The organism is uncultured Williamsia sp. (genome assembly GCF_947494875.1).
GTDB lineage: Bacteria > Actinomycetota > Actinomycetes > Mycobacteriales > Mycobacteriaceae > Williamsia_A.
This window is the reverse complement of sequence record NZ_CANLWM010000004.1, coordinates 109,361-131,837: the sequence shown is the minus strand read 5'-3', so window position 1 is coordinate 131,837 and position 22,477 is coordinate 109,361. Positions and strand designations below refer to the sequence as shown.

Annotated in this window: 19 protein-coding genes and 1 pseudogene; 6 read left to right on the top strand and 14 right to left on the bottom strand. The window is 70.1% G+C overall.

Features of this window, described 5'->3' with window-relative positions:
* Window positions 1-104: 104 nt before the first annotated feature.
* Window positions 105-1,064 (top strand): alpha/beta fold hydrolase, encoded by a 960-nt coding sequence (locus Q1A98_RS10970; RefSeq protein ID WP_299573145.1) that lies wholly within the window; start codon window positions 105-107, stop codon window positions 1,062-1,064.
* 9 nt (window positions 1,065-1,073) lie between these two features.
* Here Q1A98_RS10970 and Q1A98_RS10965 read toward each other — a convergent pair whose 3' ends face one another.
* The gene (locus Q1A98_RS10965; protein WP_299573142.1) at window positions 1,074-2,735 is read right to left on the bottom strand and encodes an HNH endonuclease signature motif containing protein; all 1,662 of its coding nucleotides are present in this window, start codon (window positions 2,733-2,735) and stop codon (window positions 1,074-1,076) included.
* A gap of 233 nt (window positions 2,736-2,968) precedes the next feature.
* Window positions 2,969-3,832 carry a hypothetical protein gene (locus Q1A98_RS10960; protein WP_299573139.1) on the bottom strand — a complete coding sequence of 288 codons (864 nt, stop codon included), beginning with the start codon at window positions 3,830-3,832 and terminating at the stop codon, window positions 2,969-2,971.
* 81 nt (window positions 3,833-3,913) lie between these two features.
* Between Q1A98_RS10960 and Q1A98_RS10955 the strand changes: the two genes are divergently transcribed.
* Entirely contained in the window at window positions 3,914-4,327 is a 414-nt protein-coding gene (locus tag Q1A98_RS10955; RefSeq protein ID WP_299573138.1) for a GNAT family N-acetyltransferase, read from the top strand.
* An 88-nt stretch (window positions 4,328-4,415) separates the two neighbouring features.
* Here Q1A98_RS10955 and Q1A98_RS10950 read toward each other — a convergent pair.
* A pseudogene (locus tag Q1A98_RS10950) lies at window positions 4,416-6,526 on the bottom strand (glycosyltransferase family 39 protein).
* A gap of 128 nt (window positions 6,527-6,654) precedes the next feature.
* Here Q1A98_RS10950 and Q1A98_RS10945 point away from each other — a divergent pair.
* Entirely contained in the window at window positions 6,655-7,143 is a 489-nt protein-coding gene (locus Q1A98_RS10945) for a polyketide cyclase (protein WP_299573135.1), read from the top strand.
* A gap of 3 nt (window positions 7,144-7,146) precedes the next feature.
* Here the strand turns inward: Q1A98_RS10945 and Q1A98_RS10940 are convergent, their stop codons facing one another.
* From Q1A98_RS10940 to Q1A98_RS10905, 8 genes are all read right to left on the bottom strand, one after another.
* The gene (locus Q1A98_RS10940; RefSeq protein ID WP_299573133.1) at window positions 7,147-7,857 is read right to left on the bottom strand and encodes an enoyl-CoA hydratase/isomerase family protein; all 711 of its coding nucleotides are present in this window, start codon (window positions 7,855-7,857) and stop codon (window positions 7,147-7,149) included.
* A 10-nt stretch (window positions 7,858-7,867) separates the two neighbouring features.
* On the bottom strand, window positions 7,868-8,812 hold the full coding sequence (locus tag Q1A98_RS10935; protein ID WP_299573131.1) for a DMT family transporter: 945 nt from the start codon (window positions 8,810-8,812) through the stop codon (window positions 7,868-7,870).
* A gap of 73 nt (window positions 8,813-8,885) precedes the next feature.
* A complete protein-coding gene (locus Q1A98_RS10930; RefSeq protein WP_299573129.1) occupies window positions 8,886-9,674 on the bottom strand; it encodes an alpha/beta hydrolase in 789 nt (262 codons plus the stop codon).
* Window positions 9,675-9,683: 9 nt separating this feature from the next.
* A complete protein-coding gene (locus tag Q1A98_RS10925) occupies window positions 9,684-10,154 on the bottom strand; it encodes a hypothetical protein (protein WP_299573126.1) in 471 nt (156 codons plus the stop codon).
* Window positions 10,155-10,234: 80 nt separating this feature from the next.
* Window positions 10,235-11,251, bottom strand: coding sequence for a glucose-6-phosphate dehydrogenase (coenzyme-F420) (fgd, locus tag Q1A98_RS10920; RefSeq protein WP_299573123.1), 1,017 nt, complete (start codon window positions 11,249-11,251; stop codon window positions 10,235-10,237).
* 62 nt (window positions 11,252-11,313) lie between these two features.
* Window positions 11,314-12,666, bottom strand: coding sequence for a HAMP domain-containing sensor histidine kinase (locus Q1A98_RS10915; RefSeq protein WP_299573121.1), 1,353 nt, complete (start codon window positions 12,664-12,666; stop codon window positions 11,314-11,316).
* Window positions 12,663-13,403 (bottom strand): response regulator transcription factor, encoded by a 741-nt coding sequence (locus Q1A98_RS10910; RefSeq protein WP_299573119.1) that lies wholly within the window; start codon window positions 13,401-13,403, stop codon window positions 12,663-12,665. The genes Q1A98_RS10915 and Q1A98_RS10910 overlap by 4 nt, the downstream gene beginning before the upstream one ends.
* A gap of 36 nt (window positions 13,404-13,439) precedes the next feature.
* The gene (locus tag Q1A98_RS10905) at window positions 13,440-14,072 is read right to left on the bottom strand and encodes a hypothetical protein (RefSeq protein WP_299573116.1); all 633 of its coding nucleotides are present in this window, start codon (window positions 14,070-14,072) and stop codon (window positions 13,440-13,442) included.
* Between the two features lie 144 nt (window positions 14,073-14,216).
* Here Q1A98_RS10905 and Q1A98_RS10900 point away from each other — a divergent pair, with 144 nt between their 5' ends.
* A complete protein-coding gene (locus Q1A98_RS10900; protein ID WP_299573113.1) occupies window positions 14,217-15,512 on the top strand; it encodes a DUF1800 domain-containing protein in 1,296 nt (431 codons plus the stop codon).
* A gap of 28 nt (window positions 15,513-15,540) precedes the next feature.
* Complete coding sequence (locus Q1A98_RS10895; RefSeq protein WP_299573110.1) at window positions 15,541-16,764, top strand: DUF1501 domain-containing protein; 1,224 nt, start codon at window positions 15,541-15,543, stop codon at window positions 16,762-16,764.
* Window positions 16,765-16,768: 4 nt separating this feature from the next.
* Here the strand turns inward: Q1A98_RS10895 and Q1A98_RS10890 are convergent, their stop codons facing one another.
* A complete protein-coding gene (locus Q1A98_RS10890) occupies window positions 16,769-17,722 on the bottom strand; it encodes an aldo/keto reductase (protein WP_299573107.1) in 954 nt (317 codons plus the stop codon).
* 133 nt (window positions 17,723-17,855) lie between these two features.
* Here Q1A98_RS10890 and Q1A98_RS10885 point away from each other — a divergent pair, with 133 nt between their 5' ends.
* Entirely contained in the window at window positions 17,856-19,763 is a 1,908-nt protein-coding gene (locus Q1A98_RS10885) for an ABC transporter ATP-binding protein (protein WP_299573104.1), read from the top strand.
* A 233-nt stretch (window positions 19,764-19,996) separates the two neighbouring features.
* On the opposite strand, the gene Q1A98_RS10880 is transcribed toward Q1A98_RS10885, so the two are convergent.
* Window positions 19,997-21,691, bottom strand: coding sequence for a TIGR03767 family metallophosphoesterase (locus tag Q1A98_RS10880; RefSeq protein WP_299573101.1), 1,695 nt, complete (start codon window positions 21,689-21,691; stop codon window positions 19,997-19,999).
* Window positions 21,692-21,768: 77 nt separating this feature from the next.
* The gene (locus tag Q1A98_RS10875) at window positions 21,769-22,338 is read right to left on the bottom strand and encodes a TetR/AcrR family transcriptional regulator (RefSeq protein ID WP_299573098.1); all 570 of its coding nucleotides are present in this window, start codon (window positions 22,336-22,338) and stop codon (window positions 21,769-21,771) included.
* Window positions 22,339-22,477 lie beyond the last annotated feature (139 nt).

The following is a 22,477-nucleotide window of genomic DNA, read 5'->3' as shown; positions in this document are numbered from 1 at the left end:
GTGACCGGATCGGTACGCGCCCTCCACCGAATCGGTCGTTCGTACTCTCGACCGGCAGGGCCACCGCGGTCTTCACTGAAACAATGCGACGGTTTGCTACGTCAATGACGACGGTTGCGGTGTCGGTCGGTGTCCTGATCGGCGTCGTCGGGGTGCCGGCCGCGGCCACCCCGGCGGGACGCGTGGTGTCCGTGGTCCCGATGGCCGACGCGCCGGCATTCACCACGATCTCCGCGGTGCGGCGGTACGCCGTCGACCATCCCGACGCCCGGCCCGCCGGGACCAACGATCCCGCGTGCCGACCGTCGACATCCCACCCACGACCCGTCGTGCTGTTGCACGGCACCGACTCGAGCGCCTATGCCGACTTCTCCGGTCTCGCCCCGACCCTCGCGGCTCAGGGGTTCTGCGTCTACGCGATCAACTACGGCGGTGCGGTCGGCGCGACGACCTTCGGCACGCAGGACATCCGGGTCGGGGCGCTCGCGGTCCGGTCGTTCGTCGACCGGGTGCGCGCATGGACCAGAGCCGCCCGCGTCGACATCGTCGGGTACTCCCAGGGCGCGACCGTCGCGAGGTACGTGGTGGACGAGCTCGGCGCGGCGCCCGTCGTCGATCACTGGGTGGGCCTGGCGCCCCCGAGCCACGGCAGCACCTTCTACGGCCTCGGTCTGTTGACGCGCATCCCCGGCGTCCCGCAGTTGGTCTCGCCGAAGCCGGTGAACCCGTCGATGCTGCAGCAGGTGGTGGGATCGGACTTCCTGCGAGAGTTGAACACGCCCACCGAGACCGTCTCCGGGGTGCGCTACCTGACCATCCGCACCGCCGTTGACGAGGTCATCCAGCCGTCGAGCAGCGGCATCCTGCACGGCCCGAATGCTCGAGACGTCGTCATCCAGGAACGGTGCCCCGCCGACATGACCGGCCACTTCCGGATGCCCTACGACGCGGTCGCCCAGAACCTCGTCGTCGAGGACCTCGGTGGTGCAGCGCTTCCCGGCGCGTGCCGCCCCGTCCCCCTCGGCGAGGGAATCGGAGACGTCATCCTCAACGCCCGACGCTGATCTCGACCGTCAGAACGGTGGCGGGTCCGCCTCCTCGGCGCGCTCGACCGCGCGCTGGTGTGCGGCGCGGGCTGTTGCTCGGCGCTGATCGAGTGTTGTTCTCGCCGGGTGTTTTTCCGGTTTCCCGGGTGGTCCGAGGGCGGGGAAGATGTCGAGGGCTGTGTAGGCGTTGCCGAGGAACATGTGGCCGGTGGGGGACTGGAAGAACGCCTCACCGAGTGGTGATTGGTAGTCCCGCCAGGCGCGGTTGAAGGTTTTGGTGCGGTGGTGGAACCGGCACAGGGGTTTCAGGTTCGCCCGGGTGGTCTGGCCGCCGTGGCCGGGGTCGCGGTGGTCGAACGGGTCGGTGTGGTCGAGGTCGACGTTCCAGGCGGGGGCTGAGCAGCCGGGGAAGGTGCAGCAGATCTCCGAGCATCGGATGAGCGTGGCGAGTTTCTTCGAGGGGACGTAGGTCGAGGCTGAGGCGGCGGCTCGTGCGGGGTCGTCGCGGCGCAGGAATTCGCGGTGGGCGTCGGCGAGCAGGGCGCGCATGGTGTCGGCGTCGATGATCCCGCGCCCGTCGAGGTAGCCGGGGTGATCATCCAATCCGAGCAGGGTCGACAGGTTGACCACGATGTGGAACACCGGCCGCACCGGACCCACCGGCGGGGCGATCGGCTGCGGTGCGGGCGGCTCGGCTGCCGCCGGCGATGGCGTGTCTCCGGCCGGTGTTGACGCAGGCGCATCGTCCGGTGTGTCTGCGTGGTCGAGGTCGACCATCGCGTCGACATCCACATCGACGGGCGTAGCGGCATCGGGGTCGACGGTTGTGGTGCAGGTGTCGCAGCCGCAGATGAGGTGGTCGTGTCCGGCGGCGAGGGCGATGAGCGCGTCGGCGCGGCGTTGCGCGCGGGTGCGGGGGTCACCGGTGTGGACCGAGCCTGCCATCGCGGTCAGGCGGGCGTCGATCGCGGCGGCGTCGACCATCGGCAGCGACGCCGACATCCGCGAGGCGCCGGGCTGGAACCGGTCGGGGCGGATGGTCACGTCGCGGTCGGCGGCGGCGCGTTCCTTGCGCCGGACCAGGGCGTCGGGGTCGACCATCGCCACGATCGCGTCGACCATCGCGACCAGCCGGGCCCGCGACAGCGGTGGCCGCTCGAACAGGGCCTGGGCGATGTGGGTGTCGAGGATCTTCACCAGATCCGGATCGACGACGAGCTTGGTGCGGGCGCAGATGAGCAGGAACCCGGCCAGATCGATCCGCCCCACCGCCAGGGCCTGCCCGGTGAACACCAGCCGGTAGCGGGCGACGTCACCGGCGACGATGATCTCCCGCGCTTTCGCCGCTGGGACGTTGAGGACGGCGCCGATCTCGGCGGTCGCCCGCTCGAGCCCGTCGGGCCCGAACCCCGCCCTGGGGTCCCGCCCGGCGAGATGATCCATCCCCGCAGCCATCAGCTCGTCGACCGAGGATCGTTGCCCGGAGTCGTGTTCGGCGACCGCGACGAGGTGGTCCTCGCACCGCTCGTCGTGGATGAGCGACGCCGCCTGCAGCATCCGGTAGTCGGCCGAGGCGGTGATCGAGCGGCAGTGCGCGAGGATCTCGATCAGCTCAGCGGCGGAGTGCTTCTCGTCCGCGGCCAGCGACGCCACGACACCCGTGGTGTCGAGAGTCCCCGATTCGCTCATGTGTTCGACTATAGGCGGGACCACCGACAAGAACCAGCGTCGGCGACAGGCTGTGGAGAACGGGACCACCCGAGCCGCGAAGGGAAAGGCAACCCGGACACGTTGTGACACAACGCGGGCCCGTCCACGCCCGCACATCGGTCTCTCCCCAGATCCGCAACCGACAGCGCCCCAGCGAGACGAACACCGAGCACGGTGGGCGAGGTGTCTCATCGGGTGCGGCCCCGTGACTGTCAGCTGTCGCCCACCCGCGCCAATCGGTAGTGCAATCGCATGGCGGTCAGGGGCCCGACGGCCAGGCGGTGGTCGGTGCGGACGGTGTACTCCCCGTCGGGGTAGACGACGAACTCCTCCCGCAACGGCGCCCGCGCGGCGAACCACCGACCACGGTGCAGCACCGAGACGTAGGCGCCGTCCTCACCGAACGTCCGCGAGCGGGAGACGAGCCGCAGTGCCCCCTCGGCGGTCACCGACGGCCGCAGGAACACCTGGACCGACCCCAATTCGAGGGGGAAAGCGACCCGGACGTGCGGTTGACCGTCGGCGGCGCCGGGCGGGGTCTGCACGCCGTAGAAGCCGCTGTAGACCGGACTGCCGTCGCTGACGAGCGTGCGGAGCCAGGCTGCGCCGAGGCGACGGTCGTCTGCGTCGATGACCACGCGGACGTCGCTGGTCATGCCGCGACTCACCGACAGGGGTGAGGTCGGGAGGGCTATTTGCCGGACGCGTCGCCCGAAGTACCGGGTGATGAACGCACCGCCGGGCGCGAACAGCGGATTCCATTGGGACCACACGTCCATCGCCCAGGCCGACGTCTGCTCGTAGAAGTCGCGCACCAGGCCGTCGAGGTCGTCGGCGCGGAATCCCGGCCCATTGAGCGCGGACATGTCGTCGAACAGTCCGGCCCGAGGACGATCGGCGACCGTCCCCTGCGACGCGAACGCGTCGAGCCATGCGTCGCCCTGGGAACCGGGTGGGTTGTGCGGGGCCGCGAGCCACCAGTCATGCGGCGACGTCGGGTCGATCGGCCGTCCGACGCCTCGCCAGAACAGTCGGGTGGAGAGGTCGATCCGCGCGCTCATCCCGCGTGCCGTCATGCCGTCGAAGGGTAGAGGCAGCGGGTGCCGGCTGGCATCCTCGATCGGTGACCATCCGCCTCGCCGTCGACCCCGGCCGACGTGGCACGGCTCCGCTGCGAGTGGGCGCACACGCTCGATCGGTCCCTGCCCGACGACCCGGACGCCGACTTCGTCGCGGCGGTGGGCGCGTGGATGGAGGACCCCACACGAACCGTCTGGACGAGCCACGACGCCGACGGAGGGGCCGTCGGGATGGTCGCGCTCACCGCGTACACCCGGATGCCGTCGCCCTCGGACGCTGCAGCCGGGCGGTGGGGGTACCTCGGACACCTCTACGTGCGCGGCTACGCACGAGGTGAGGGGCTGGGTGAGGCATTGGTCCGTCACGTGCTCGCCGTCGCATCCGACCGCGGGTACGCGAAGGTCTTCCTGTCCCCCACCGTCGCGTCCATCCCCCTGTACCGACGGTGTGGTTTCACCGACCGCAACGACCTCATGCTCTGGCAACCCTGACGCAGCAACGATTCCGGTGCCGATCCGTGTCGGCGAGCGACACGTACCGGCACCGGAACCGTGTGGTGTTTGTTCAGAACCGACCGCCTCAGGTCAGCGCGTAGACCGTCTGTCCGCCGACCGTGGTCGCGGTGTAGTTCGCCGCGACCCACTGGGCGATCTGCTGGGCGCTCGAGCTGCCGCCACCAGGGCCGCCTCCTGATTCGCTGCCGATGTAGTAGGCGATCTTGCCGTCCTTCACGTACTGGATGAATTGCGCGAGAGTCGGGGTGGGATCACCACTCCAACCGCCGATGGCCATCACCGATGTGCCGCTCGCGATCTCTAGTTCCGCCGCCGACTGCGAACCGTTCGTGGCCGCGGACCATGTGGTGGTCGTGGACTTCAGCATCGCATTGAGCTGCGAGGACGTTTCTCCGCCCATCCCCATGCCGCCACCGCGGCTCGCGGCCGACTGCGTGGGAGCAGAGCCCTGCCGTGCCGACGAACCCTGCTGTGCCGACGAACCCTGCTGTCCGCCGGCGCCCGCCGGAGGCGTACCGCGCTGGGCAGACCCACCGGACCCACCGGTGCCGCCCGAACCACCCGGGCCACCGCCCATCCCGCCGCCGGGCCCACCCATCCCCGATGCCTCCGACGTGGAGACCGCGGTCGGGATTGATCCCGTGTGCTCGGTGGCCGCAGTGGCGATCCCGAACGCAGCGGTCGCACTGAACCCGGCGAGGGCACCGACGATCGCGGCGGTGGCGACGACCTTCTTCCACTTCAGGACGCCACCGACGACGACGGCGACCACACTGAGGGCGGCGATCGCACCGATCGCCCATCGGGTCCATACCGGCCCGAAGTCGTTGCGGGACAGCAGCACGATGGCCCACACGGCAGCGAGACCGATCATTGCTGCCATGGCGAGTCGACCGTCGAGACGCTCCCGGAGTCGCCACGCGAATGCTGCGCCGAGCCCTACCAGCGCGCCGATCGCCGGGGCCAGAGCCACCGAGTAGTAAGGGTGCATCGTGCCGCTCATGAAGGCGAAAACCAGGCCGGTGACCAGCAGCCAACCTCCCCACATCACGAGACCGGTCTGCTCCCCGCGGTCGAGCCGTGTGGCCGTTCGCACGACGATGAATTCCGCACCAGGAGGTACCCGCCGAAGACCAGCACGAAGAGGGCGACGGGCAGCAGCCAGGAGATCTCGTTGCCCATCTCGGACCCGAACAGCCGGTCGAGACCGGCGGCACCACCGAAACTGGAACCCGCGGGGGCGCTGCTGGGGCCCATTCCTCCGCCGCCGCCGCCATTGCCGCCGCTGCCACCGAGGATGCGGCCGAGACCGTTGTAGCCCAACACCAGATCCATCACCGTGTTGTTCGTCGACCCACCGATGTACGGCCGCGATCCGGCGGGCCACAGCGCGACGACGAGCACCCACCAGCCGGCCGCGACGACCAGCGACACGGTCGCCATAGCCAGGTGCACCAGGCGACGCACCCACCCGGTGTTCGCCAACAGGAGGTACGCCAGACCGAATGCCGGCAGCATCAGAAGGCCCTGCAGCATCTTCGTGAGGAACGCGAATCCCAGTGCGACGCCCACGAGTGCGAGCCAGCGGCCGGAGCCGGCGGTGACGGCGCGGATCAGGGCGTACCCGGCACCGACCATGAGCAGGACCAGCAGCGCGTCGGGGTTGTTGAACCGGAACATCAGTGCCGCGGCGGGAGTGAACGCCAGGACGGCGCCCGCGATGGTCGCGGCGATCGTGCCGAGTCTCTCGTCGGCGATCGTCCGACGGATCGTCGCGTACAGCAGCGCCACTGCCGCGATACCCATCAGCGCCTGCGGCACCAGCACGGCCCAGCTGTTCATGCCGAAGATGCGCACCGAGAGCCCGGTGACCCACAGCGAGGCGGGCGGCTTGTCGACGGTGATGAAGTTCTGCGCGTCGAGCGATCCGAAGAACCATGCCTTCCAGCTGCTCCCGCCGGCCTGTGCGGCCGCGGCGTAGAAGGTGTTGGCGTATCCGTTCATCGACAGGTTCCACAGGTAGAGCACCGCGGTGACGACGAGCAGGATCGGCAGCGGGGCGCGTGTCAACAGCCGCGATCGGAACGGTCGAGAGGCGTCGAGGGCGGCCCGATGGCGACCACCATCGGGATCCGGCTCGGAGGGCGGGCGCGCCCGGTCGACAAGGGTGGTCATGGATCCTCCGTGGGAGTGGGGACCGGCGCACGCCGGTCGGTACGTCGCACACGATGTCCGTTGTGTCTCGGTTGCGACTGTCCGGAGGCTGGGAGGTGGCTGGGAACGATCGCTGGTAGGAACGGGTCATGATCGGCAACCGGTGGGGAGTGCGGGACTACGAGGTGCGGCGACGCTTCGCGTGCGACTACATCGTCGAGCAGCCGGTCCTTCAGGCGTGGCGAGGCGTGAACGTGTCCGCACCGACGGAGCGCGTGTGGCCCTGGGTCACGCAGATCCGCGTGGCGCCGTACTCCTACGACTGGATCGACAACCTCGGGCGACGCTCGCCCCGAACCCTTCTCGAGCTACCCGAACCTCGTGTGGGCGACCACTTCATCTCCTGCGCCGGACGACCGATGGGACGCATCCTCTCCGTGACACCGGGCGTCGAGCTGACCGGCTCGATCGCCGGCGCAATCATGTCGTATGCTGTTCTGCCCGAACAGGACTCAACCCGCTTGCTGCTCAAGATCGTGATGGCACGCGGCCGTGTGGTCGCGCCGCTGGTGTCCGCCGGCGACCTCGTCATGGCCCGACGACAACTGCTGAACCTGAAGCACCTCGCCGAGAGCTGAGGGTCAGTCCCCGGCGATCGCCGCCTGGTCGCCGACTCCGGTCACCGTGGCCTGCAATGCGGCGACGGTCGAGGCATAGCGCGACGACTTGATCTCGCCCAGCGTGCGACCGCGTGTGTTCTGGTGCGTTCGTCCGTAGGTGATGGCGGCGGCGAGCACCTCATCGGCCGCGACCGCCGCGTCGGCGATCCCGAGATCCCGTGCGAGCTCTCCGCCGTAGCGACGGCCGGTCATGAGCATCTCGTGCGCGGGCCGCACGGGCAGACGATCGGCGACGAGCAGCACACTCCCCGGCGCATAGCTGGCACCGATGGTGATGCCGGGCATGCAGATGTAGCCACGGTCGGCGCGCATGACGATGTGGTCGTGCGCGATGGCGACGAGCGCGCCCCCGCCGAACGCGTGACCCTGCACCGCGGCCGCGGTGGGCATCGGGAAGGTCAGCAGCCGCGCGAGGAGTTCCTGCACGCTCTGCGTGTACGCGTCGACCTGGTCGACGTGTTCGAGAACCCAGGCGGTGTCGAGGCCTGTGGAGAAGAACTTCCCCGCACCGGTGGTGACGAGCGCCGCTGGGCCCTCCGAGGCGAGCACCTCGTCCAGGAGCTCGTTGATCTGCGCCACCTGTGGTGGGCCGAGGACGTTCTCGGTGTCCGACACGCCCTCCTCGTTGAGGTGGAGCACGAACACGGTGTCGTCACGCGTCAGGTGGGGCACGTGTCCGACCCTAGTCGGGCACGCGCACCGGGGGTGGGGTGTCCGCGACAGCGGTCTCCGCCGTCGATGTCCCCGTCTCCCGTGGGCGCCGGCGGCTGATCGCGACACCGCCGAGACAGAGGGCACCGCCGATGAACCCGAACACGGTCGGGACCTCGCCCAGGGTCAGCCACGACAGTCCGATCGCGAGGGCCGGGACCACCAGCGACGTCGCGGCCAGCTTCCCCGCATCGGTCCGGGTGAGGGCATAGGCCCACGTCGTGAAGGCGATGGCCGTCGGACCGATGCCGAGGTACACCACCTCGAGGACCGCCGACGTCGGCGCGTCGGCGATCTCCGCGACGCTCAGCGGAGCGAACGGGACGGTCGCGAGCATCCCGGCGGCGCAGCCGACCCAGGTCGCGGTGACCGAATCCACCGTCCGCAGTGCGGCTTTCTGCATCAGGACACCCGAGGCGTAGAGGACGGCGGTCAGCAGCCCGAGTCCGATACCGAGCATGTCGTTGGACCCACCGCCACTACCCCCGACAGCGATCACCACGACGCCGGTGAACGCGATCGCCATCCCGACGACCAGTGGACGCGGGAAGCCTTCACCGAAGAAGAGGCCGGCGGTGATCGCCACCAGGATCGGCGCGAAGTTCACCAACAGCGACGCCGTGCCCGCGTCCAGGTGGCGTTCGGCCCAGTTGAGCAGCACCGTGTAGGCGCCGAACCACAGGACCCCGTAGCCGAGCACCAACACCAGCGAACGGCCGCGGGGAAGGGGGCGGCGGTGGCGGGACGCGATCAGCAGCAGCGCGACGGTCCCGACGGCGAGCCGCAGGAAGGCCATGCCACCGGGTGAGAAGTGTTCTCCCGCCGAACGGATCACGACGAACGACGACGCCCACAACACCATCGTGACGGCGGCGGCGAGAACGGCGAGGGTGCCCGCATCGGGGCGACGTGTCATGCCACGAGCCTCGCCGACGGGCCTGCGCCCGGGCAAGCGAGTTCCGGACACGAACCGCACAGAGTCCGCCAGATCACCCCGCGCCGACGAACCGCGCGATGCGGTCGGCCATGGCCTGCGGGTCCCAGGCATGGTGGGCACCGGTGACCCGCTCCGACCGACCCTCCTGCGCGGCCGCGGCGATCGCGTCGGCCGCCTCGGGCATCCCGGGGAACGTCTCGGTGCCGACCACCGCCAGCACCGGCACCGTGACCGGCGCCAGGATCTCCGCCATGGGCGCTGCGCTCACCGCGACGAGCGCCCGGCCGTCCGGTCGCAGGCTCTCGACCTGCGCCACCACCGCATCCCAGATACCCGCCTGCTGCGCCATCTCGATGAACTCCGCCGGCATGTCGCGCATGTACTGCCGCTGCGCGCCGTCGTCGTCCCCGGTGTCCAGACGGCGCTCGAACTCGTCGATCCACTCGCGGGTGGACTCGCCGGAGCGCATGAACGGCGCCTCCCACAGGACGAGGCCGGTGACGGGCAGCCCGGCCCGCGCGGCCTCGATGGCGATGGCACAGCCGGAGGAGTGACCGCACAGGACCGCGGTCCCACCTGCCGCGTCGATCATCGCCGCGACGGCGGCCAGCTCCCGCTCCAGCGTGATGACACCGCCGGCGGGACTCTCGTTCCGACCGAGGCGGTCGTAGACGACCGACGCCACGCCACGCTCCGCCAGGAGATCCGCGGTCGCGGTGGTGCCCGGGTCGCCCGCGCGGTGCGGACCGGCCCCGGCGATGAACACGACCGGGCGCGCGCCGGCGCTATGGCGGTCGTAGGCGACGGTGTCACCGAGACGGGTGGTCGCGAAGTCGGTCATGGACGCAACCTATCCCGACGGTCGGACGCGCTCCCGCAGGCCCGCAGCCAGCCCGGCGATGGTGAGACCGTCGAACACACCGCCGACCGTCTGCGCCAGCCGTTTGCGCCGGACGTTGCCGAGTCGCACGCGCAGCAGGACCCGCGTCGAGCCACCGCGATCGCGGAGCACGATCGACCACGTCATCACCAGGCGGCCGCGCACGGAGTGGTAGACGATCGTCGACGGTGCGGCCATCTCCACCACGTCGAAGGTTGCCGACGACCCGCCGTAGTCGGGGATCACATCTCCGATCGCGAGATCCTGCCACCGGGGATCGACCGACCGGGCGGCTCGTCGCGACGCCGGCACGAAGCGTTCTACCGACCGCGGCAGATACCATCCCGCGCGCGCCTTGCCGAGCTGGACGATCCACGGCCACACGACATCCGGCTGTGCGGACAGGGTGAACGCCGTGTCCATCACGACGTCGGCGTCCACCAGCTCGTCCCCGGGACGGGATTCCGTCCGCTCGGCCTCCGTCGCCGGAGCCGACAACCGCCCGCCGAGCACCGGACCTCTCAGACCGTCAGCTTCCGCAGACGCGGCTCGAGGTCCTTCTGGAAGTTGTCGAGGAATCGCTGCTGGTCGTGACCGGGCGCGTGGAAAACGAGGTGGTTGAGCCCCGCGTCGGTGTACTGCTTGACGGCCTCGACCGCCTCGTCGGGGTCGGAGGCGACGATCCAGCGCTTGGCGACCTGCTCGATGGGCAGCTCGTCGGCGAGACGTTCCATCTCCGTCGAGCTGTTCACGCTGTGCTTCTGTTCCTGCGTCAGCGACAGCGGCGCCCAGAACCGCGTGTTCTCCAGCGCCAGTTCGGGATCCGGGTCGTAGGAGATCTTGATCTCGATCATGCGGTCGATATCGTCGACCGAGCGCTCGGCCTTCTCGGCGCCTTCCTTCACAGCCGGGATGAGCTTCTCGGTGTAGAGCTCCATGCCCTTGCCCGACGTGCAGATGAACCCGTCGCCCTGGCGCCCGGCGTACCGCGCGACGACGGGGCCGCCGGCGGCGACGTACACCGGGACCGGCTTGTCGGGGATGTCGTACATGTACGCGCCCTGGGTGGTGTAGTACTCGCCCTCGAAATCGACCTTCTCGCCGGTCCACAGCTCGCGCATCAGGCGGATCGACTCGCGCAGGCGGGCGAACCGCTCCTTGAACTCCGGCCACTCGCCGGTGAAGCCGGTCGCGTACTCGTTGAGCGCCTCGCCGGTGCCCACACCCAGCATGATCCGGTTCGGGTACATGCACGCCATCGACGCGAACGCCTGGGCGATGACGGCGGGGTTGTAGCGGAAGGTCGGAGTCATCACCGAGGTACCGATCTGGACGCGCTTCGTGCGCTCCCCCACCGCGGCCATCCAGGCGAGGGAGAACGGGGCGTGGCCACCCTCGTGGCGCCACGGCTGGAAGTGGTCGCTGACCGCGACGGAATCCATACCGGCGCCCTCGGCCGCGACCGCGATCTCGACGAGCTCACGCGGATCGAACTGCTCCGCCGATGCCTTGTATCCGAGCCTGAGTTCCTGAGCCACTGCTGCACCTCACCTCTTCGACGAACACCGCCTTGTTCACGACAGTCCCACCGTAGTCCGACCTACGGAGCGAGTGATCCGTCGGATGCAGCCACCGGTGGCGCAGCGGCCGGCAGGTCGAGGCGGAACACCGCGCCGGGTGGATCGGTCGCCAGCAGCACCACGTCACCGCCGTGCGACCGGGCCAGACCCCGCGCCACGGCGAGTCCGAGTCCCGACCCGCCGGATCGGCGATCGCGGGAGCCGTCGAGGCGGACCATCCGCTCGAACACGCGGTCGCGATCGGCCGGCGGGATGCCGACGCCCGAGTCGGCGACGACGAGATGCACCCACCCCGGTGACCCGTCGACGGTGATCTGCACCCGCCCGCCCGCCGGCGTCGCCTGACAGGCGTTGTCGACGAGGTTCGCGACGATCTGCGCGACGCGGACGGGGTCGGCGACCGCCGGGGGTGCCGAGCCCTGCACCTCGACTGTCAGCTCGGGGTGCAGCAGCCGAACGCGATCGGCCTGTTCACGGGCGATCGCGCCGATGTCGGTGGGCTGCGGCGACAGGGTGATCCCGCTGTCGATCCGGGCCATCTCGAGCATGTCGTCGACGAGTCGACCGGCCCGTCGGGTCTCCTGGATCAGCAGCAGCGTGAGGCGTTCCCGCTCCTCGACGGGGGTGTCGCGGTCGGCCTGGAGCAGTGTCTCCGCGACCGCCTGCACACCGGTGATCGGGGTGCGCAGTTCGTGGGCGGCGTCGGCGACGAACTGCCGGACCGACTGCTGCGCACCGCGTTCGCGCGCCTCCGCACCCTCCAACGAGTCGAGCATGTCGTCGAAGGCCTCCGCGGTCCGGCCCAGTTCGGTCCGCGGGTCGCGCGGACTCAGTCGCTCGCCGCGGTGACCCCGCGCGATCGACCGCGCCAGCGATGTCATCGCGTCGAGCGGGGCGAGCGCGAACCGCATGCCGACCCAGAGGAGTCCGACGGTGACGAGCAGCGCAGCGGCGGCGGCGATCACCATCCCCCACAGCAGCCGGGTCTGGACGCCGTCGAGGAGGCGGCTGTCGACCGCCAGGACCAGCCGTGCGCCCTGCGCCCAGGCCCGCGTCGACCGCAGTTCGATCACCCGGCGTGCGGCGGAGTCGTCGTCGGGCAGCCGGGACCCGTAGATGCGTCCGTCGGCGAGGATCACCTGCGCCCGCACCGACCGGTTGTCGACCCGCGAGAGCAGTGCCTGCGGTGTCGCGGCGGTCCGCGCGATCTGGCGGGCGTAGGACGCGCGGTCGGTGAGCAGCCCGTCGACGGCCCGATCGGACGCGGTGGTGAAGAGCGTGACCCCGATGACGACCATCGCGACGAGCACCACCGCGAGGACGATCGCGGCCAGCGCCGTGACGCGCACACGCAGCGAACCGCCGGACCTCATCCGGGCTCGCCGCCGGCGGTGTCGGCGCTGTCGAGGCGGTAGCCCAGGCCGCGTTCGGTGTGCAGCAGACGCGGCCCGTGCGCCTCGAGTTTGCGCCGCAGGGTGCTGATGTTGACCTCGACGAGATTCGGGTCGTAGTGCTCGTAGCCCCAGACCGCCGTCAGGATCTGCGTCTTCGTCACCACCCTCCCGCGCCGCCCGGCGAGGAACACCAGCACGCGGAACTCGGTGGCGGTCAGCGAGATCGGCGTCCCACCACGCCGTACGGATGCCGCCTCCGGGTCGATGACGAGGTCGTCGACGAGGATCGTCGACGCCACGCGTCCGCGGCGTCGCAACACCGCGCTCACGCGCGCGACGAGTTCGGCCATCTCGAACGGCTTCGAGACGTAGTCGTCGGCACCCTCGGTCAGCCCGTGCAGCCGGTCGGCGACGGCGTCGCGCGCGGTGACCATGAGGATCCCCGCGTCACTGCGGCGGCGCACCACCTCCAGCAACGCGAACCCGTCGGAGCCCGGCAGCATCACGTCGAGCAGGACGGCGTCGGGGCGGAACTCGCGCAGGTCGTGTTCGAGTCGCGCACCGTCGGCGCGGGCGAGCACGGTGTGACCCGCGTCGACCATCGCTGTCTCGATGGCCACCCGGATGGGGGTCGAGTCCTCGACCACCAGGATCCGGGCACCGCCGGCACGCAGCACCCGGGCGCCGCCCGGGTCACCTGCGCGGGCCTGGTTCACGGACGCCGATTCTGCCAGCGGTCGGCCGTCCGCGGCTCAGCTCGGTGCCGCGGCCGACGGCGCAGCGCTGCTCGGCGCGCTGCGGGCGACCCGCTTCACGACCCGAGTGGCCTCGACCGTCGTCCCGGACCGCTTGCCCGTCGCGACGATCCGGTCGCCGACGGCGAAGTCCGACGCCTGCGCGGGGGCCTTCGCGGTCCCGAACGTCGTGTCGGACCCGACCATCACGGTGAAGGGGTCGCCCTGCGTGGTCTGGATGGTCCACGTCGACCCGTTGATGGCCGTGATGGTGCCCGCGACGCCGCGCGCCTTGCGGGCGTGCTCACCCTGCTGCGAATGCGTGCCGTCCGGTGCTTGGGTCTCGGCGACCGTGGTGGCGCGCACCGGCTGGTCGTTGTCGGTCGACGCCCAGCCGATCAGCCCGCCGACCACACCGCCGACGATCAGCGCGGCGGCGCCGGTCGCGGCCAGCGTGCGACGCGAGACCAGACCGTGTCGCGCCGGGGGGTTCGGCGGGGGCCCGCCCATCGGGCCGTCCTGGGGCGGCGGGCCCTGCGGCGGGAACGGGGGCGGTGGACCCGCCGGCGACGCGTAGGGGCGGGTGTCGTCGCTCGGCGCCTCATAGGGGGCGCGGTCGTCGGGGTGCTGCGGGTCATGCGGTTCGGTCATGGACGCCACGCTAGGAACGTCGGCGGCCTCGCGGCTGAAGACCGACTGAGAGTGCGGAATGCCTGGTCACGGCAGCCTGAAGGACTTCTGAGGATCGTGACGCGGGTCTGGAGACGGGCGACGGCTGCTCGCACACTCGACTGCGTGATCCCCTCCTCGGACTGGACAGCCGCCGCACGGGTGGTCCGTCGGCTCGGTTTCGGTGCGACAGGTGCCGAGGTCGACGCGGCGGTCGCCCGGGGCATCACGGCCCATGTCACCGACGCCCTCGGACCCGGCATCGATCCCGGCGTGGCCGCGACTCCCCCACCGACGTTCGCGCGCGTGCCGGCGACGGCCGACATGACCACCGCGCAGAAGAAGGCCCGCAACGCCGAGATCCGCGCCCAGGACCAGGCGGCGACCACCTGGTGGCTGAAGCGGATGGTCCTCGCCCAGCGCCCCGCCGGCGAGAAGCTGACGTTCCTGTGGCACAACCACTTCTCCACCTCGAACGACAAGGTGCACGACGCCGCCGCGATGGTCGCGCAGAACGAGAAACTGCGGTCGATGGGGTTGGGCACCTTCCGGCCGCTCGCGTACGCGATGCTCACCGACGCCGCCATGCTGAGGTGGCTGGACGGCGGACAGAACGTCGCCGGCTCACCCAACGAGAACCTGGCGCGCGAGTTCATGGAGCTGTTCGCCCTGGGCCACGGCAACGGGTACACCGAGACCGACGTCCGCGAGGGTGCCCGCGCGCTCACCGGATGGCGGGTCACCGCCGACCGCACGCCCCAGGTGATCCGTCGACGCCACGACGCCGGCTCCAAGACCGTTCTCGGCGTGACCGGCGACCTCGACGCGTCGTCGTTCTGCGACGCCGTCCTCGACCACCCCGGATCGTCGGGATACGTCGCGACCCGGTGGTGGCAGCAACTCGCCTCCGCCGCAGCGCCGTCGAGCGCGACGCTGAACCGTCTGACCGACGCATACGGCTCGCGGCGCGACCTGCGTGCCCTGATCACCGCGATCGTCACCGACCCCGAGTTCGGGCGCGGTTCCATCGTGAACTCACCCGTGGAGTGGGTGGTCGGCGCCCATCGTGCACTGGCACCGGACCCGTCCGCCGCCGATCTGACCACCATGTCCACGACGCTGAAGAATCTGGGCCAGTTGCCCTTCCACCCGCCGAGCGTCGGCGGGTGGCCCGCGGGCCGCGCGTGGTTGTCGACGGCGGGAACCGAGACCCGGTGGACCACAGCGATGCGTCTGGCCGCCAAGCCCCAAGTGACCACGATCCACGACGCCTCGCCCGCCGATCGCATCGATGCCGCAGCGCACCTCCTCGGGGTCGGGCAGTTCTCCGACCGCACCGCCCGCGTGCTGTCGCAGCACCGGGACGACCCCGTCACGCTCACGGCGGCTGCACTCAACAGTCCCGAATACCTCACCGTCTGAACCCGTTCCGCCTGCATCGGAGTCACACATGAAGACGCCCACCGTCGATCGTCGCCGGTTCCTCCTCGGGTCCGGGGTGCTCGCAGCGCTCGGCGTCGTCGGTGGCGTCACCACCGTCACGTGGGAGGAGCTCACCTCCGCGGCGTCGGACCGGCCGCGCGTGGTCGGCGACGGCGTGGTCGTCGTGGTCACGATGTACGGCGGCAACGACGGCATCAACACCGTGATCCCATACGCGGACAACGCCTACCACGACAACCGTCCCGAACTCGCCTATGCGCCACAGGACGTCCTGCACCTCGACGACCGGCTCGGCCTGAACCCGGCGATGACCGGACTGGCGAAGCAGTGGACGAACGGGTCACTCGCGGTGATCCGCGGCGTCGGCTACCCCGAGCCCGACCACAGCCACTTCCGCTCGATGGACATCTGGCAGACCGCCCAGCCGCAGTCGGCGGTGCACACCGGGTGGATCGGTCGCTGGCTGGACGCGACCGGCGACGACCCGTTGCGGGCGGTGTGCGTCGGACCCGTGTTGCCGATGCTGGCGATCGGGGAGACGACGACGGCCGCCGCACTGAACACCTCGGGCCGCGGACTGACGACCTCCGCGGTCACCGCACTCACCGAACTCGGGGCAGACCGGACCGGGGACAGTCCCGCGGAGTCGATGGTCTGTTCGTCCTACCGCGCCGAGAAGACGATGACGTCGACGTTCGGTCCCCTGCTGTCCGGCGCGCAGAAGCACCACACATCGGGCGCGAAGGGGAAGGGCGGCTCGTCCCTCTCCGACCAGCTCGCGACCGTCGCGGCGTGCGTGAAGGCCGGTGTGCCGACGAAGGTCTACTCGGTGAGCATCAGCGGCTTCGACACCCACGCCGACGAACGGGAGACGCAACAGCGTCTGCTCGGCCAACTCGACTCGGCACTGTCGGGCTTCCTGACGGAGATGGCCGCCGACCCGCGGGGCCGCGACGTCGTGGTGATGGCTTACTCCGAGTTTGGTCGTCGGGTGAAGGCGAACGCCTCCGAGGGCACCGACCACGGCACGGCCGGGCCGGTGCTGGTCGCCGGCGCGCCCGTCCGCGGCGGCTTCTACGGAGACGAGCCCAGCCTGACCGATCTCGACGACGGCGACCTGAAGGTCACCACGGACTTCCGCGACGTCTACGCCGAGCTCATCGAGCGTGGACTCGGTGGCGATCCCACACCGGCTGTCGGTCCCGGGCGCAGGCCCATCGGCTTCCTCTGAGCGGCTACTCCCCGACGTTGTCGGACAGCGTCGTGAGTCTGTCGATCTCCTCGTCGCCGAGTCGCAGCGTGGTCGCCGCCAGCAGGCTGGGGAGCTGATCGAGGCGACTGACGCTGGCGATCGGCGCGACGATCCCGGGTCGGGTCAGCAACCACGCCAGCGCGACGGTCGCGATGGTCGTGTCGTGGGCGGTCGCGATCTCGTCGAGCGCGGACACCACCTCGAGTCCGGCATCGGTGAAGTAGCCCTGGGTGAGCTGCTCGCGCGGGGTGTCGGCGAGATCCTCTCTCGTCCGGTACTTGCCGGTGAGGAATCCCGACGCCAACGCGAAGTACGGGAACACGCCGAGATCGTGCTTCAGGGCCAGATCACGCAGGGCCGGCTCGTAGGAACGACGGTGCACGAGGTTGTAGTGCGGCTGGAGTGCGATCGGAGGAGCGAAGCCCTCGCGGTCGGCGATGGCCACCCACTCCTCGATGCGCTCCGGGGAGAAGTTCGAGATGCCGACGTACCGGACCTTGCCCGACCGGATCAGTTCGTCGAACGCCGCGAGCGAGTCGACGAGTGGGGTGTCGTCGTCGGGACGGTCGTAGTGCGCGTAATAGAGATCGATGTGATCGGTCTGCAGACGCTGCAGCGACGAATCCGCCGCGGCACGGATGGTGTCCGGGGCGAGCCCGAGGAAGTCCGGGTGCTGGCTGACCTTGGTCGCGATGACGACGTCGTCGCGATCGCCCCGCGCCGTCAACCACGAGCCGATCACCGACTCGGACTCACCGCCGTGGTTGCCCGGGGCGAACGCGGAGTACGAGTCGGCGGTGTCGATCGCGTTGCCGCCGGCCTCCACGAACGCGTCGAGGACCGCGTGCGACTCCTTCTCGTCGCTCGTCCATCCGAAGGTGTTCGCACCGAGCATCAGTGGATGGACATCGAGGTCTGACCTGCCGATCGTTGCCATGGCTACACAGAACGCCCCGTCCGACGGTGCCATTCCCGTCGCGATCGGCCCGCAGACGCCGCGTGTTCACCCGTCGCGAACACCGATCCCCGCGAATGACTTCAAGTCCACTTGAACGCTTACTGTCGAGCCCATGACCATGGAATCGGTCGCCTACAACACGATGTATCGCGGCCTGTCGGCGAGCCGGAGGCCGTCGAAGCTGCCCAAGGGCACGCGACGGTCGACGGTGCGGCGGATCGCCGCCTTCGCCCGCCCCCACCGCCGCATGATCGCGGTCTTCCTCGCTCTGTCCGTCGTGACGGCGGTGCTGACGGTGGTGACGCCGATCCTCGCGGGGCGGGTCGTCAACCAGATCACCGGACACGGGTCCACCGAGACGATCATGTGGCTCGCGCTCGTCATCGCCGTGGTCGCACTCGCCGAGGCCGGTGTCGGTCTCATCGTGCGGTGGCTGTCCGCGTCGATCGGTGAGGGGCTGATCCTCGACCTCCGGCGCACCGTCTACGACCACGTGCAGCGCATGCCGATCGCGTTCTTCACCCGCACCCGGACCGGCGCCCTGGTGAGCCGCCTCAACAACGACGTCATCGGCGCGCAGCGCGCCTTCTCCGACACCCTCTCGGGCGTCGTGTCGAACATCGTGACCCTGGCGCTGACCCTCACCACGATGCTGCTCATCTCCTGGCAGATCACGCTGTTGGCGCTCGTGCTGCTGCCGGTGTTCGTCATCCCCGCGCGACTGATGGGGCGCCGGATGGCGGCGCTCTCGCGGCAGGCGGCCGAGTACAACGCGCAGATGTCCACGCAGATGACCGAACGCTTCTCGGCGCCCGGCGCGACGCTGGTGAAGCTCTACGGCCGGCCCGACGAGGAGTCGCGGCGCTTCTCCGACCGCGCCGCCCAGGTCCGCGACGTCGGTGTCGCGCGCGCGATGTCGCAGTCGTACTTCGTCACCGCGCTCACGCTGGTCTCGGCGCTCGCCCTGGCCCTCGTCTACGGGCTCGGCGGTGTGCTCGCCGTCGACGGCCATCTCAACGCGGGTGCGGTCGTCTCCCTCGCGTTGCTGCTGACGCGCATGTACGCCCCGCTCACCGCGCTGGCCAACGCCCGCGTCGAGATCATGAGTGCTCTGGTCAGTTTCGAGCGCGTCTTCGAGGTCACCGACCTGGTCCCCCTCATCGACGACAAGCCCGACGCCGTCCCCGTCCCGCAGGGCCCGCTGTCGATGCGGTTCTCCGACGTGCGGTTCGCCTACCCGTCGGCGGACAAGGTGTCGTTGGCGTCGCTGGAGGAGGTCGCCGCGCTCGACACCCGCGGCGGCGTCGATGTCCTGCACGACATCTCGTTCGAGGTGCCCGCCGGCGAGATGGTCGCTCTCGTCGGCAGTTCCGGCGCCGGCAAGTCGACCATCGCGCAGCTGGCGACGCGCCTCTACGACGTCGACGCCGGTGCCGTACGGGTCAACGACCTCGACGTGCGGGACGTGACGTCGCAGTCGCTGCACCGGGCCGTCGGTCTCGTCACGCAGGACGGTCATCTGTTCCACGACTCCGTCCGGGACAACCTGCTGCTGTCGAATCCCGGCGCCTCCGAGGAGGAGATCTGGGCGGCGCTGCGTCGCGCCCGGCTCGACGAGCTGATCGCCTCGCTGCCCGACGGTCTCGACACCGTCGTCGGCGAGCGCGGCTACCGACTGTCCGGCGGGGAGCGTCAGCGACTCACCATCGCGCGGCTGCTCCTCGCGGCACCGTCGGTGGTGATCCTCGACGAGGCGACCGCGCACCTGGACTCGACGTCGGAGGCCGCCGTGCAGGAGGCGCTCGCCGAGGCGCTGGTGGGACGGACGTCGATCGTCATCGCCCACCGCCTGTCGACCGTCCGTGCGGCCCACCAGATCCTGGTGCTCGAGGCCGGTCGGATCGTCGAACGCGGCACGCACCTGTCCTTGCTCGCCCAGAACGGCCGCTACGCCGAGCTGTACCGCACGCAGTTCGCCGACGACCCCGAAGCACCGTCTGTCACCGCCGCGAACGTGTGAGCACCCACCGGTCCGGGTCCGGGTAGTCGGACACCCGGTCGATCCATCCGTTGGGCACCAGGAACCGCTCGTTGGGCAGTTGGAACCGTTCGTTGGGCGGTCAGGACGCCGGCGAAGTCCCGGCCGCCCAACCGATTGTTCCTGCCGCCCAACAGACGGTTCCTGGTGCCCAACCAACTGCTCCTGCCGCCCGACAAACGGGTCGGCGAGGTGGGGGCCGACGCGTCAGACCGTCAGCGCGGGTTGGTCAGCAGCAGTTCGACGTTGTGGTCGGTGGCACCGCCGAGCCGCTTGGCCTCGTATCCGATGTCGTTGTAGGAGAACTCGCGGTACATCGACGCCAGGCCGGTGATCGAGTGGTCGGCGTAGTCGACCGAGTAGGGCGCAGCCGACTCGATCAGGGTGCAGAACAGCGACAGTGTCCCGTCCTTGTTGTCGCAGACCTCGAGGATCCGCGCGTTCTGCGGGAAATCGATGTGGGACGCGGTGTTGATCTCCCAGAAGCTCTGCGCGGGAGTCGGTCCGACGTGCGGGGTGATCCTGTTCTCGTGGGTGTGCCCGTTGACCCACGCCACCACGTTCGGGAACCGGTGGAAGAAGTCGACGAGCTGCTTGCCCGTCCGACGCGGCTCGAGGGGGCGCTCGGGGTCGGGGATCGGCAGCTCCATGGTGTCGCTGGTGTGGTGACTGAACGCGACGAACAGCGTGTCGCGGTTGCGGGTGATCAGCCGCTCCATCCAGTCGAGCTGGCCCTGCCCGATCGATCCGTCGGTGAACCCGGCGTGGTTCGTCGTGTCCATCGACAGCCCGACGACACCGGGGGCGATCTCGAACGAGTAGTAGGTGATCCCCGATTGCGGTGCGTCGGCGGCGAATCCGTGCCCGACCGGTCCCGGACCGGTGTACCGGGGGCGGAAGTGCTCGGCCATGTACTGCCGCGGCGTGAACGGTGCGCGCCGCGCGTCAGGCGTCACCTTCCGGATCGGTCCCGACGCGACCTGCGCGGCGAACACCTTGCCGGCGGCGTAGGGATCGGTACCGAACACGCGTGCCATCGCGTCGATCTGACGACGGTCCTGCGGCAGGTCGATCTTGATGTCGCCGGTGTAGAGCGCGTCGATGAACGCGATCCCGCTGGGCAGCGTGCCCTCGACGCTGTCGTCGTGGTTGCCGAACACGCTGTACCAGCGCGTGTTCAGGCCCGGGCTCTGGATCGGGGTGATCGACGACGAGAGCAGACCGGGGACCTGCGGGAAGCCCTTCTGCTTGTAGATGTCGTTCACCGTGGTCTCCGGCTGCCAGTACAGCGTCGACCCCCACACCTGCACGCCCTCGTACCGGTTCAGGTCACCCGTCGACGGCTGGAAACGGCCGCCGGAGAACACGGTGAGGAACCAGTCGAGCTCGGCGAACTCGTGGTTGTCGGTGTTGTCACCGGTGGAGACGACGGCATCGAACCGGCGCCCGGTGAACGGGGACGATCCGAGAGCGTTGATGCGCTCGACGAGGGTGATCGCCCCGTGCGGGCCGAGTTTCTCGTGCGGACGGAACGCCGACCCGTTCTGCAGGTGGATGAACTCCGCGCGCACCGGACTCTCCGCGTCGACGATGTGGACGTCGGTGGTCTGCACGACGGACGCGAGGCCCACGCGACGGTCGTCGCGACCCGCCTTCGGGGCCGCGAGCTCCGACCGCACGATGAGCGGCCATCCCGCCCCGGCGACGAGCTTGCGGTACTGCTTCGGCCCGGTCGCAGCGGGCACACCGACGACGTCGAGCGTGGTGCCCGCGATCGACGCCGCCCGTGACACCGCGGGTTCGGCCCACGCGAAGGGCGACAGCTTCGCCCCGAGGTACGCCGCCGCGGCGCCCACGCCGGTGGCCTTGACGAATGTGCGGCGGTCGAACGCCCTGCGCCTGCGGTCCATCTCGTCCCTCTCGTCGTGGGCACAGCCCCGGTGCGCCCCCGTGGATCCTGCCCCATCTCAGCGCGTGTCGGGAGCGTTCAGCCGACGCGCAGGCCGTCGAGCAGGACTCCCACCATGCGGCGCGCGTCGTAGCGGTCGTCGGTCCCCGCGCCGATGCACAGGTTGCCGACGCCGCGCATCACCGCGATCGCACCGACGTCGTCGCGGATCTGGCCCGCAGTGGTCCCCGCCTGCATGATCTGCGCGCACACCGGCACCAGGCGGTCGAGGAACCAGGTGTGCAGGCCCTCGAACGCCGCGTCGTCCGATCGCATCGCCTCGGCGAGTCCGTGCTTGGTCACGAGGAAGTCGACGAACTGGTCGATCCAGGCGGACAACGCCTCGTGAGGCGTGTCGGCGGCGTCGAGCAGTCGCGGCCCGGCCTCCGCCAGCGCCTCCACCTGGTGGCGGTAGACCGCGACGACGAGGTCGGCCCGTGTCGGGAAGTGGCGGTAGATGGTCCCGACGCCCACGCCGGCCCGGGCGGCGACGTCCCGGACGGGCACACCCACGCCGGACTCGACGAACGCGGTGGCCGCGGCGTCGACCAGCGCGTCCGCGTTGCGACGCGCGTCGGCCCGCTTCCGCGGCGGCGGGGCGCTGGTCATGGCGGCCTCCTCACTGCCACTTGGCAAACGGAACAGCGTTCCGTATCGTCTCGGATGTGAGCGGAACAGCGTTCCGCTTCGTTGTCAGGATGCCAGACCGACCGTCGACGCATCCACTCGCACCACGGAGAAGAGACCA